Source organism: Rhodococcus spongiicola, assembly GCF_004011835.1.
Classification (GTDB): domain Bacteria; phylum Actinomycetota; class Actinomycetes; order Mycobacteriales; family Mycobacteriaceae; genus Prescottella; species Prescottella spongiicola.
The window spans coordinates 529,862-542,085 of the sequence record NZ_RKLN01000002.1 but is presented as its reverse complement, the minus strand read 5'-3'; the positions used below and the strand labels follow the sequence as shown (position 1 = coordinate 542,085).

The window sequence follows — 12,224 nt, the reverse complement described above, 5'->3', positions numbered from 1 at the left end:
AGTCCGGCTATCCGGTGAGAGCAGCGACGTCCTCGTCGACATCCTTGTCCGCCACCACGCCGCTTCCACGGTCGGTCGGATCGCAGCCGGCCGCCTCTTCCACCTCGGTCCCATCCGACACCGGCCCGCCTCGCAGCCGCCCCGACCTGTCAAGTCGAACACTGCACCGCGCGAGGTCGGGACCCACCGCGCCGGCCCGCATCTCCAGGTCCGTGCGCGGTTCACCGTCTCGCGTGCGGTACTCGTTGGTGCGCAGTTCACCGTAGGCAATGATCGGATCGCCCTTCATCAGCGAGGCGCCCACGCCCTGCACCAGCCGCCGCCAGCAGCTCACCGTCAGGTAGAGGGTGCCGCCGTCGACCCATTCTCCAGACTCTCGGTCGCGTCGGCGGACGTTGCTCGCCATGCGGAAACTGATCACTTCCTCGCCGGATGTCGTCTCCCGCTTGACCGGATCGGTGATGACCGTGCCGACCACTGCGGCGTGTGTCTCATACATCGACTTCCCCCTCATCTCGACCACTTCCGTCCACCGCAACGACGAACGCACCGCAACGACGAACGCACCGCCCGATGGAGCGGTGCGTTCGACGATGCCGCGGATCCGGCACCGATCATGGGGTCCGGACACGGATGTGGACGGATCGAGGCCGCATCCCCAACAGCCCGCGGATCGGCTGATCGGCAGCGGGGCTGTCGGTGCCACGTGCTAGAGGCCGGCCTCCCGATCGCGGCGCGCGAGCTCGGCGAACATCGCGTTGTGCGCGGCCAGTTCCGCGTCGTCGTCTCGCTCGGCGGCACGATCGACCCGGCGCGCGGTCCTGTCATCGCTACGCGACCACTGGACCAGCAGGGCGAGCATGATTATCACTAGCGGCATCTCGCCCGTGGCCCACGCGATCGACCCACCGAGTTGCTGATCCCGCAACAGGTCCTCGTTCCACCCCAGTCCCAGTGACCGGTAGAACGTCGCGCCCATGACCTCACCCATGCTCATCAGCGCGATGCCGAAGAATGCGTGGAACGGCAACGACCCGAACACAACCGCCAGTTTCGTGATGGGCTGCAGGGTCCGCGGTGACGGATCGACACCGATGACGACCCAGTAGAACAGGTAGCCGCTGAGGATGAAGTGCAGATTCATCAGCAGGTGAGCGGCGTGACTGTCGACCGCGGCACTGAAGATGCCGCCGAGGTAAAGCGCGTAGAAGCCACCGACGAACAGCACGGCGGCCACCAGCGGATGGGTGAGGAACCGCGAGATCGGGCTGTGCAGGAAACTCAGCAGCCACTCGCGGGGACCTGGCACCCCGTCCTTCCCGGCGGGGCGCAACGCCCGCAGCGCCAAGGTGAACGGCCCGCCGAGCGCCAGCAGCACCGGCGCCAGCATGGACAGTGCCATGTGGGCCCCCATGTGCACGCTGAAGACCGCCGGCGCGTATCTGCCCACGCCGGAAGACGTCGCGACGAGCAGCACCAGACAACCGGCGAACCAGGCGATCGAGCGTCCGAGCGGCCACGAATCACCGCGGCTGCGCAACCGGCGCAGCCCGACGGCGTAGAGCACGGCCAGCACGATCGCAGCGGTGCCGAAGATCAGGTCGAAGCGCCAATCGAGGGCCAGTCGGGCGAAACTCGGCGGCCCGTGGAGGTTGTAGCCGAGCTCGACCTCGGTGAGGGTCGGGATCGATTCCGGTGGCGGAGGCGGTGTACGCCCCAGTCCAACCGCCAGACCGATGGTCGCGGCGAAGACCAGCGCCTCGGCCCCGGCGAAGCGAAGCAGAGCGCCACGAGACTCGGGATCCGCCTCCAGCGCCGGCAGCGACCTGCGCCGGTGGAACCAGCCGAATACACCGAGTACGACGAGGGCAGCGACCTTTGCCAGGACGAGCCTGCCGTAAGTCGTGGTGAGAACCTCGTCCAGCGGCACCCGGACGAAGGCGTTCACAACACCGCTCACCGCCATTGCGACGAAGCAGATCGTCGCGACGAACGAGAAGCGGCGGGCCGCGACGTCGGAGTGTGCCCCGCGCCTGCGGGCGTGCGCGAGGAGCGCGAACAGGCCGCCGGCCCAGAACGCGGCCCCGACCAGGTGCCAGATGAGGCTGTTCGTGGCGACGTCGTGTGACCCGCCGGCCGACGAGTGCCCGGTGAACGCGAGCGGCATCATCGTAATCACGCTCAGTAGCAGCAGGAATGGCGTCCATGACCAGCGCAGTGCCAGCCGAGCCGCTACCGCGAGCACGAGCGCGAGGCCCGCCGTCCATGCCCACGCAACCGCGTTCTCGACTTGACCGATCGCCGACCACAGGTTCTCAGGCTTGATCGCCTCCGTGAACGGCTGACCGGAGGTGTCCGACAGCGTCAGCGGCACGAGGAGCACCGCGCACAGCGCCCAGGCGAAAGCGGCGTGCGATGCCGCACGGACGGCGCGGTAGCCATCGACGTCGAGGACACCGGTCTTCTGCGGCGGCACCATGAATGCCGCGAACAGCAGCGAACCGATCGCGATGACCGCGGCCACCTCGCTGACCGCACTGATCGCCGGCAGTCCGTATGTCGTGAAGGGCCCCGGGTCGGGGATGCCGAGGAGTACCAGGGCCTGAGCAGCTGACATCGCCACGACCAGCACGGCCACGACCCCCGCAAGGACGGCACTGACCGTATAGATGACGCCGGATCCGGTACTGGGTGCAGAGCCGGGAGCGAGGTCGGACTGCTCTCGCAGGGGTGTTGCCATAGCCACCAGCGTAGGACCTACGACATAGCGTCGGACATCCTGCCGGGCACAGCCCTCCGCCCGTCCGGTGTGGGCACGCCTGCGGCGGCACGCGCGACGACGTCCAACATCTCACCGAGCGCGGTGACGGTGTGCGCCGATAGAAAGTGATCGCAGTACGGCAAGGCAGCCGACATGGATCCGGCGACGGGCTCGAAATCCGGTGCGCCGGCACGGGGATTGAGCCACACGAGGCGGTGGGCGCGCCGCCGGACGCGGGCGACCGCGCGCGCGAGATCGGCGGGTGGGTCGCTGTCCCAACCGTCGGACGCGATGATCACGACGGCCCCTCGGAGCACGTTGCCGTGTGGCGAGGACAACAGCGTGGCGAGGCTTCCCGCGATGTGGGTGCCGCCGAACCGGTCCACGACCCGCTCGTTGGCCAGCGCCACCGCGACATCGGCGTCGCGGTGCGCAAGGACGGCGGTCAGCCGGGTGAGCCGGGTCGCGAACGCAAACACCTCCGCGTCGCGGCCGGTACCGCGCACCACGGCGGCACGCATCAGGTGCAGATAGACGTCGGCGTAACCGTGCATCGACCGGCTCACGTCGCACAGCAGGACGATCCGGCGGCGCCGCACACGTGGGCGGCACCCGACCGGCCGGATCGGTTCGAACCCCGTTTCGCGCGCACGCCGCATCGTCGCCCGCAGATCGACCCGACCGTGACGGTGTGGTTCGCGACGCCGACTACGGCGGGTGGGCCAGTGCACCCGCGCCTGTTCGAGCCAGCGCCCGAGTAGTCTCAGGTCCTCGTCCCGGAATTGACCGAACGGCTGGTCCGCGATCGCCTCGAGCGGGCTCGGCAGCCGCAACGTGAGGCCGATCGTCTCGGCGTCGACGTCGTCCGCGGGCTCGATCGTCGCCTCGTCAGGGCTCACCCAGTCCCGAGTCACCCACGGTGGCGCCGATCGCGGCCCGCGGGACGTCGGCGCCGACGCAGCGTCACCGGGTTCGTGCCGGTCGACGCGTCCTCGGCCGCGACCCGCGGCCCTCGCGGCCGGATCGAGCCCCAGCAACGCCTGGTCGAACACGGAAGCGAACACTGCGTCGAACCGGGCGAGATCGCTGCGTCGCCCGACCAGGGTGACCCGCGCCGTCCAATACAGTCGGCTACGACCTGTCGGCGGTAGCACGCGCAGCGCCTCCGCGAAGCGGGCGGCCCCGCTTGCCGACACCCGTACCCCGGACTCGCGCGCCCGCGCAACCAGTGCGACCGCGAACGCAGCCCGATCGACGCCGCGCAGCAAGACCGGGGACGAACCGGTCACCGGCGCCTGGACCTCACGACGACGAAGACGACGATGGCCGCGACGACAGCCGCGATCCACGGTGCCGCGCGCCGTGCGATTGAACCGCCTGCCAATTCGAGCAGGTCGAGCGGCTCCGGTTCCGGCCCCACCGCACGAACCGCCTCCGGTTCGGGGACGGCCTCGGCGGACGGTTCGGCCGCGGCCTCGGCTCGGCCAGTTCCCCCGACCCCGGCGTCGGCCGCGAGCTTGTCCTCGAGCGACGCCGCGAACTGTCCCATCAGTTTCGTGGAGACCTGCTGGATCATCCCGCTGCCGAACTGCGCCAGCTTGCCGACGATCTTCATGTCGGTGTCGACGGTGACCCGGGTCGCGCTACCGGACTCGTCCAGGTGAGCGGTGATGGTCGCCGACGCGTTGCCGCTGCCCCGCTTCTCCCGCCCGCGAGCGTCGATCACGGCAGTATGAGACTTCTCGTCCTTCTCGACGAACGACGCCCGACCCGCGAACTCGCTCGTGACGGGCCCCACCTTGATCTTCACTGTGCCCAGATAGTCGTCGCCCTCGCGCCCGGTCATCTGCGCGCCCGGTAGCAGCGGCGCGATGCCCTCGAGGTCGGTCAGCACCTCCCACGCGCGGTCGATGGGTGCCTCGACCGTGAACTCGTCTGCGATCTTCATGATGGTCCTCTCATCCGGTTGCCCCGCTCGCCGGGTAGTTGCCGACCGCCTCTGCCAGCACGGTTCGATCGTCAGGGGTCTTCGCGAGGGCGCCGAGGCTCGCTAGCGCGTCGGCCGGCACCAGGTCGGCAGCCCCTAGTGCGGCGAGCGCCGCCAACCAGTCGATGCTCTCCGCGACACCCGGTGGCTTGTCCAAGTCCAGCGCGCGCGCCGACGCCACGAACTCGGTGACGCTCGCGATCAGCGCAGCGGTGGCGCCAGGCACCGTCCGGCGCAGGATCGCTGCGGCCCGTTCGGGCGTCGGATAGTCGATCCAGTGGTAGAGGCACCGTCGCCGGAGTGCGTCGTGCAAGTCGCGGCTGCGATTGGACGTGAGTACGACGATCGGGGCCCGCTCCGCGTGGAACGTGCCGAGTTCGGGCACCGTCACAGAGGCCTCACCGAGGAACTCGAGTAGCAGGGCCTCGAATTCGTCGTCGGCCCTGTCGATCTCGTCGATCAGCAGCACCGGTGACAGGCCGCCCTTGTGGCGCACGCATCGCAGGATCGGACGTTCCAACAGGAAGCGCTCGGTGAACAGATCTGCCTCCTCGAGTCGCTCACCACGCGCCTCGGACAACCGCACGGCCAACAGTTGCCGCTGGTAGTTCCAGTCGTAGAGGGCCTCGTCTGCGGCCAACCCCTCGTAGCACTGCAACCGCTCCAACGGCGCGCCCAGCGCCGCGGCGAGCGCCTTCACCGCCGTCGTCTTCCCTACGCCGGGCTCACCCTCGAGCAGCAACGGGCGCCCCAAGCGCAGCGCCAGGAACAGAGCGGTCGCCGTGCCCTCGTCGAGCAGGTAGTCCTGTGCGTCGAAACGTCGAATCAGGTCTTCGACGTCAATGAAGTCGACATCGGGGGCCGCCGCGCTCACGACGCGTCCCGATCCTGGTCGAGCAGCGCCCGGTATTCATCCCACGTGTCGACGTCGAGCGGGATCCGATCGTCAACCGGGACCTCGAACACGGAATCGGGGTGACGGTCGAGCAAACCCCACACGGCCTTGTCACCGCGTAGCACAGCGAGATCGTCGAACACGCTGCGTCCCAGCCACAGTGGATGACCGAGCCCATCCGCGTAACGACACACCCCGATGTTCTCCATGGCTCCGCGAGCGACGAGGTCCCGCACCGTCCACGGTCGCACACCAGGCTGGTCTCCCAGCAGCAGCACGATCCCGGCCGCGAGCGGATCGACCTCGGGCAGGGCCGCTTTCACCGACGCCGAGCAGCCGCTACCCGAGTCGGGAGTGTGGACGACGGTGCAGCCGCGAAGGTCGACGATGTCCTCGATCGCTTCCGCGGCGCCGGGCACGGTCACCAGCAGCTGGTGGAAGCGGCAGGCCCTCGCCGTTCGCAGCGTCGCGTCGAGCAGGGTCGCGCCGCGGTACGGCAGCAGTTGCTTGGGCCGCCCCAGTCGCCGGGACCTACCGGCGGCCAGCACCAGTCCGGTCACGAACATCGGGCACGCTCCTTCTCGTAAGCTCGCTGGCACCCAGGCGCGCAGAACCAGTAGTCCTCACCGTCGATCTCCAGGTGCGGAGTCTCGTCGTCGACGATGACAGTCATGCCGCACACTGGGTCGACCACGGTCAGCCGGTCGGCGGCCGATCCAGTTGCTCTGGTGGATGCTCGATCCGGTAGCTGCCCGCCGCGAATCTCACGGACCAACTCGGCAAGGATCGACACCGCGATCTCGCTCGGCGTTCGCGCTCCTATAGGCAGTCCCGCCGGGGTGTGGACGGCGGCGCGCGCCCCCGGGTCGAGGTCGAGCTCGTCGAGGATCGCGGCGCCGCGGGACCGGCTCGCGACGAGTCCGACGTAGCCGGCTCCTGCGTCGAGCGCCTCCCGGATCGCGCTCGGCTCGTCGCCGCCGAGGCTTGCGACGACCACCGCCGATTCTCCCGCGTCCGGTGTGGGGCCCCGTCGGACGTCGAGGTCGAGTGACTCGGCGAATGCGGCGACCGCGTCCGCGACCGGAGTCTCGCCGACAACCCTCACCATGAGCGGGGGCAGGCAGGGCTGCAGGAAGATCTCGATCGCGCCGCCGGACAGGCACGGGTTCAGGACGACACGAGCCCCGGCCACGTCCGGGTAATCGGGCCCTTCGTCGGGCAGGACCCGCAGCAGCAGGCTCTCGCCCGTCTCGAGCACGTCCACCGCGGCCTGCCGCACCGAGTTCTGCACGCAGTGGCCACCGACGAAGCCCTCAATCGTTCCGTCCGCCAACACGATCGCGTCATCGCCTGGTGCCGACGAGGTCGGTTGTTGGGCGCGGACCACCGTCGCGCGGACGAAGGCTCGCCGCTCGCTAGCCAACTGTGCGGCGCGTGCACCGAGATCCATTCGCATCTCCCGTCAGATCGGCGGGGTCGCCCGACCCTGCATCGCCTCCCACACGCGTGACGGCGTCAGCGGCATGTCCGCGTGACGCACCCCGTACGGCTTCAACGCATCCACGACGGCATTCACCACGGCCGGCGGCGACCCCACGGTCGCGCTTTCGCCAACGCCCTTGGCCCCGATGGGATGATGTGGCGACGGGGTGACCGTGAACCCGGTCTCGAAGTGGGGCACCTCGACTGCCGTAGGGATCAGGTAGTCCATGAACGAGCCGCCGAGGCAGTTGCCGTCTTCGTCGAACGCGACGATCTCCATGAGCGCCATACCGATTCCGTCGGTGATGCCGCCGTGTACCTGCCCTTCGATGATCATCGGGTTGATGCGGGTGCCGCAGTCGTCGACCGCGAGGAACCGGCGCACCTTCACCTCACAGGTGCCGGGATCGACATCGACGACGCAGAAGTACGCGCCGTACGGGTAGGTGAGATTCTCGGGGTTGTAACAGATCTGGGCCTCGAGACCGCCCTCGATGCCGTCGGGTAGGTCTCCGGCCCCGTACGAGCGCATCGCGATGTCCTGGATGGTCACCGCCGCCGAGGGGTCGCCCTTGACCTGGAACGCACCGCCACGCTCGTCGTCCTTGACCCATTCGAGGTCGGCGACGGACACCTCGAGCATGCCCGACGCGATGATCCGCGCCTTGTCGCGCACCTTGCGTGCGACTAGGGCAGCCGCGGCCCCCGACACTGGTGTCGAACGGCTTCCGTAGGTCCCGAGACCGAAGGGGGTGTTGTCGGTGTCGCCGTGGACCACGTCGATGTCCTCGGGCGGGATGCCGAGTTCTTCGCCGACGATCTGCGCGAACGTCGTCTCGTGTCCCTGCCCCTGCGTCTGCACCGAGATCCGGACGACCGCCTTGCCGGTCGGGTGGACGGTGAGCTCACATCCGTCGGCCATGCCGAGCCCGAGGATGTCCATGTCCTTGCGCGGTCCGGCGCCGACGGCCTCGGTGAAGAACGACATCCCGATACCCATCAGCTCGCCGCGCGCGCGGCGCTCGGCCTGCTCGCGGCGCAGCTCGTCGTAGCCGACCATGTCCATCGCTTTGCGCATCGTGGTGGCGTAGTCGCCCGAGTCGTACTTCCACCCGGTCTTGGTCGTGTACGGGAACTGGTCGGGACGCAGCAGGTTCTTCAACCTCAGTTGCGCCGGGTCCATGTCGAGGTCGAACGCGAGGCAGTCGACCATTCGCTCGACGAGGTACACCGCCTCGGTGATGCGGAACGAACACGCGTACGCCACACCGCCGGGGGCCTTGTTCGTGTACACGGCCGTCATATGGCAGTACGCGGCCTCGAGGTCGTAGCTGCCGGTGAATACACCGAAGAAGCCCGCCGGGTACTTGATCGGGGCCGCTGTGCCGTTGAACGCGCCGTGGTCGGCGAGGACGTCGGTGCGGATCGCGAGGATCTTGCCCTCGCTCGTCGCAGCGATCTCGCCGACCATGATGTAGTCACGCGCGAAGCCGGTGCTGGTGAGGTTCTCGCTGCGGTCCTCCATCCACTTGACGGGCTTGCCAGTGACCAGTGATCCGACGATCGCACACACGTAGCCCGGGTAGATCGGCACCTTGTTGCCGAACCCACCGCCGATGTCCGGCGAGATCACCCGGATCTTGTGCTCCGGCAACCCCGCGACCAGCGCATACAGGGTGCGGTGGGCGTGCGGGGCCTGACTCGTGGACCACAGTGTGAGCTTGCCGTTCACCGCGTCATAGTCGGCGACGGCGCCACACGTCTCCATGGGCGCCGGATGCACGCGCGGGTACACGACCTCCTGCCGCACCACCACATCGGCCTTCGCGAAGGCCGCATCGGTGGCCGCTGAATCTCCTGTCTCCCACTCGAAGCAGTGGTTGTCGGTCTTGCCGTCCAGATCGGTGCGGATGACCGGTGCATCCGGCGAGAGTGCGGTGCGCGCATCGACGACAGGCTCGAGTGGTTCGTACTCGACATCGATCAGCTCCAGCGCGTCGCGCGCGGAATAGCGGTCCTCGGCGACGACGAACGCCACCTCCTGTCCCTGGAACCGCACCTTGTCGGTCGCCAGTACGGCCTGCACGTCGTTCGACAGGGTCGGCATCCATGCCAGGCCCTTCTCCGCCAGATCGGCGCCGGTGACGACCGCCACAACCTTGGGATGCTCCTGCGCCGCTGTCGTGTCCACACGCACGACCCGCGCATGTGCGACCGGCGAACGAAGGATCGCCAGGTGCAGCATTCCGGGCAGTTGGACATCGTCGACGTAGTGGCCCTTTCCGCGAACGAACCGCGGGTCCTCCTTGCGGAGCATCCGACCGTGCCCACACGGCTTTCCATCGTTCGAAACGCTGTCGGGATCGACCGTTTCGGGCGCCTTGTCGAGCGTGGTCACGACGCACCTCCCGTCGTCACTGAGTCTCCCGAGGTCACTGCGTCGGTGGTCGCACCGCCGTGCTCCGCTGCCCACCGGATGGAGCGGACGATCGTGGTATACCCGGTGCAACGGCATATCTGGCCCGAAATCGCCTCGCGGATGGTCTGTTCGTCAGGGTCCGGATCGCGATCGAGCAGTGCGCGGGCGGTAATCATCATGCCGGGCGTACAGAATCCGCACTGCAGTCCGTGGCATTGCATGAACCCTTCCTGCACGGGGTCCAGCACCCCGTTCTGCGAGAGTCCCTCGACTGTGCGCACGTCGCGCCCGCCCGCCATGACCGCGAGCATCGTGCACGACTTCACCGGTTCGCCGTCCACCGACACCACGCAGGTACCGCAGTTGCTCGTGTCGCAGCCCCAGTGTGTTCCGGTGAGTCCCAATCGATCCCGCAGAAAGTGCACCAGCAGCGTGCGCGGTTCGATGTCGTCGTTGACCTCGGTACCGTTGACCGTCATCGTCACTCGCATCTCATGCCTCCGTTCGTGGGACGACGGCCCGTTCGGCAGCGGTGCGCAGCGAGCGGACGGTCAGTTCGTCGGCCAGGTGCCGCTTGTAAGCGGCGGTGCCACGAGGATCCGTCACCGGTTCACATGCCTGCCCGGCGAGTTCGCCGGCACTGCGGAACGTCTCCTCGCTAATCGGTTGCCCCCGTAGGAAATCACCGATCGCCGCGACCCGATCGGCGTCCGGTTCCACCGCGGTGAGTCCGACCGATGCCCCACCGATGTGGTCGCCGTCGATCCACAGGGCGGCCCCGGCGGCCGCGATCGCCCAGTCCCCCACGCGCCGTTCCACTTTCGAGTAGGCACTGGATCCGGGATAATCCGGGGGAGTTCGAGGGACGCGGACTTCGATGAGGATCTCGTTGCTACGCACGGCGGTTTCGTATGGGCCGACGAGAAACTCGCTCATCGATACCTCGCGCACGCCGGTGGGGCCACGAATCACACAGACTGCGCCGACCACAGAGCACACCGTCGTCAGATCCTCGGCCGGGTCGGCCTGGCAGAGCGAACCGCCGATCGTGCCGCGATTGCGGACCACCGGGTCGGCGATCACGCGCTCGGCGTCCCGGAAGATCGGGAACACCTTGGCCAGGTCGTCGGACTCGAGCATCTGGCGGTGTCGGACCATCGCACCGATCCGCACAGCGTCCGACGCGACCAAGATATAGCCGAGTTCGTCGACGAGGTCGTTGATGTCGACGAGGTATTCGGGGTTGGCCAGCCGCAGCTTCATCATCGGTAACAGACTGTGACCGCCCGCAACCACCCTTGCCTCGTCGCCCAGGCGATCCAGCAGTGCAATCGCATCCGCTACATCGGCGGCACGCTCGTATTCGAATAGTCCCGGAACCTGCATGTGTCACTCCTCACAGAGCCGGATTGTTTCCAGCCTGTTCCAGGTTCAAGGCCACCGTCAAGGCCTATTCAGCGATCACTTGATCTCGGTGCCGTAATCATTCGGGTTGGTCGTGGTGGATACGTCCATGCAGGTCACGGAGCGGTCGACCCCCACCGCCCCACCGCCGAGCGATGATCTCGGCGGCGATCGATACCGCTGTCTCCTCGGGTGTGCGCGCTCCGAGGTCGAGCCCGATCGGACTCGACAGCCTCGACAGTTCCTCGTCCGTCAGACCGGCCTCGCGCAGCCGAGTGAGACGGTCCAGATGGGTGCGCTCGGAGCCCATCGCGCCGACGAAACCCACGTCGGGGAGGCGCAGCGCAACCTCGAGGAGCGGAACGTCGAACTTGGGGTCGTGGGTCAGTACGCAGATCACGGTGCGCCCGTCGATCGCGCCTGCCTGGGCCTGCGCGGCGAGGTATCGGTGCGGCCAGTCCACCACTACCTCGTCGGCGGTCGGGAACCGGCTCGCGGTCGCGAACACCTCGCGCGCATCACACACAGTGACCCGATAGCCGAGGAACGCGCCCTGCCGAGCGACCGCGGCCGCGAAGTCGATTGCACCGAACACCAGCATCCGTGGTGGCGGCGCAAAGCTCGAGACGAAGACCCGCAGGCCCTCCCCCCGGCGCTGTCCGTCGGGTCCGTACTCGAGGACCGCGGACCGGCCCGCGGCGAGCAGTCCGCGCCCGTCGTCGGTGACGGCCTGGTCCAGACGAGCGGAGCCGAGGGATCCGCTCGCGCTATCCGGCCGGATGACGAGGTGGCGGCCCACCCGCGCACCCCCGGGATTGTCAGTGTCCTCATTGTCAGTGTCCTCGATGACGGTGGCGACTGCGACCGGCCGGTTCTCACCGATGTCAACGACGACAGCCTCGAGGTCCGGAAAGGTGTCGCGCGAGATCGGCTCGACGAATACGTCGAGAACGCCGCCGCAGGTGAGCCCCACCGCGAAGGCGTCCTCGTCGCTCACGCCGTATCGCTCGAGAACCGGCAGACCGGTGCCGACTACCTCCGACGCGAGTTCGTACACCGCGCCCTCCACACAGCCGCCCGAGACGGATCCGGTGACTGTCCCGTCCGGCGCCACCAGCATCGCGGCGCCCGGATCCCGAGGCGCAGACCGGAATGTCGCGACAACCGTGCCCAGTCCAGCTGTATCGCCGGCACGCCAGATTGTGAAGAGATCGGACAAGACGTCGCGCATCGCGTCAGCCCCCAGTTCCGGCCGTCGCCTCTCGTTGGGTCGCTC

11 protein-coding genes are annotated in these 12,224 nt (G+C 68.2%); all 11 read right to left on the bottom strand.

Going from position 1 to position 12,224, the window contains the following annotated elements; genetic code table 11:
* Nucleotides 1-7: 7 nt before the first annotated feature.
* Nucleotides 8-499, bottom strand: a complete 492-nt coding sequence (locus tag EF834_RS07215) for a single-stranded DNA-binding protein (protein WP_127946510.1) — start codon at nucleotides 497-499, stop codon at nucleotides 8-10.
* A gap of 210 nt (nucleotides 500-709) precedes the next feature.
* Nucleotides 710-2,740 carry a cytochrome c oxidase assembly protein gene (locus EF834_RS07210; RefSeq protein WP_127946509.1) on the bottom strand — a complete coding sequence of 677 codons (2,031 nt, stop codon included), beginning with the start codon at nucleotides 2,738-2,740 and terminating at the stop codon, nucleotides 710-712.
* A gap of 17 nt (nucleotides 2,741-2,757) precedes the next feature.
* Nucleotides 2,758-4,050: a vWA domain-containing protein gene (locus EF834_RS07205; protein WP_206615197.1), complete on the bottom strand. Its 1,293-nt coding sequence runs from the start codon at nucleotides 4,048-4,050 to the stop codon at nucleotides 2,758-2,760.
* A complete protein-coding gene (locus EF834_RS07200; protein ID WP_127946508.1) occupies nucleotides 4,047-4,709 on the bottom strand; it encodes an SRPBCC family protein in 663 nt (220 codons plus the stop codon). The genes EF834_RS07205 and EF834_RS07200 overlap by 4 nt, the downstream gene beginning before the upstream one ends.
* Before the next feature lie 10 nt (nucleotides 4,710-4,719).
* Entirely contained in the window at nucleotides 4,720-5,622 is a 903-nt protein-coding gene (locus EF834_RS07195) for an AAA family ATPase (RefSeq protein WP_127946507.1), read from the bottom strand.
* Entirely contained in the window at nucleotides 5,619-6,209 is a 591-nt protein-coding gene (locus tag EF834_RS07190) for a nucleotidyltransferase family protein (protein WP_127946506.1), read from the bottom strand. The genes EF834_RS07195 and EF834_RS07190 overlap by 4 nt, the downstream gene beginning before the upstream one ends.
* The gene (locus tag EF834_RS07185) at nucleotides 6,200-7,093 is read right to left on the bottom strand and encodes an XdhC family protein (RefSeq protein ID WP_127946505.1); all 894 of its coding nucleotides are present in this window, start codon (nucleotides 7,091-7,093) and stop codon (nucleotides 6,200-6,202) included. The genes EF834_RS07190 and EF834_RS07185 overlap by 10 nt, the downstream gene beginning before the upstream one ends.
* Nucleotides 7,094-7,105: 12 nt before the next feature.
* On the bottom strand, nucleotides 7,106-9,523 hold the full coding sequence (locus tag EF834_RS07180) for an aerobic carbon-monoxide dehydrogenase large subunit (RefSeq protein WP_127946504.1): 2,418 nt from the start codon (nucleotides 9,521-9,523) through the stop codon (nucleotides 7,106-7,108).
* Entirely contained in the window at nucleotides 9,520-10,035 is a 516-nt protein-coding gene (locus tag EF834_RS07175) for a (2Fe-2S)-binding protein (protein WP_127946503.1), read from the bottom strand. The genes EF834_RS07180 and EF834_RS07175 overlap by 4 nt, the downstream gene beginning before the upstream one ends.
* Before the next feature lies 1 nt (nucleotide 10,036).
* Nucleotides 10,037-10,930 carry an FAD binding domain-containing protein gene (locus EF834_RS07170; protein WP_127946502.1) on the bottom strand — a complete coding sequence of 298 codons (894 nt, stop codon included), beginning with the start codon at nucleotides 10,928-10,930 and terminating at the stop codon, nucleotides 10,037-10,039.
* 97 nt (nucleotides 10,931-11,027) lie between these two features.
* On the bottom strand, nucleotides 11,028-12,179 hold the full coding sequence (locus EF834_RS07165) for an XdhC family protein (RefSeq protein ID WP_127946501.1): 1,152 nt from the start codon (nucleotides 12,177-12,179) through the stop codon (nucleotides 11,028-11,030).
* Nucleotides 12,180-12,224 lie beyond the last annotated feature (45 nt).

Coding starts and splice junctions, on each gene's coding strand:
- EF834_RS07215 (WP_127946510.1), bottom strand. CDS start 499: ATGTATGAGACACACGCCGCAGTGGTCGGCACGGTCATCACCGATCCG.
- EF834_RS07210 (WP_127946509.1), bottom strand. CDS start 2,740: ATGGCAACACCCCTGCGAGAGCAGTCCGACCTCGCTCCCGGCTCTGCA.
- EF834_RS07200 (WP_127946508.1), bottom strand. CDS start 4,709: ATGAAGATCGCAGACGAGTTCACGGTCGAGGCACCCATCGACCGCGCG.
- EF834_RS07190 (WP_127946506.1), bottom strand. CDS start 6,209: ATGTTCGTGACCGGACTGGTGCTGGCCGCCGGTAGGTCCCGGCGACTG.
- EF834_RS07185 (WP_127946505.1), bottom strand. CDS start 7,093: ATGGATCTCGGTGCACGCGCCGCACAGTTGGCTAGCGAGCGGCGAGCC.
- EF834_RS07175 (WP_127946503.1), bottom strand. CDS start 10,035: ATGCGAGTGACGATGACGGTCAACGGTACCGAGGTCAACGACGACATC.
- EF834_RS07170 (WP_127946502.1), bottom strand. CDS start 10,930: ATGCAGGTTCCGGGACTATTCGAATACGAGCGTGCCGCCGATGTAGCG.
- EF834_RS07165 (WP_127946501.1), bottom strand. CDS start 12,179: ATGCGCGACGTCTTGTCCGATCTCTTCACAATCTGGCGTGCCGGCGAT.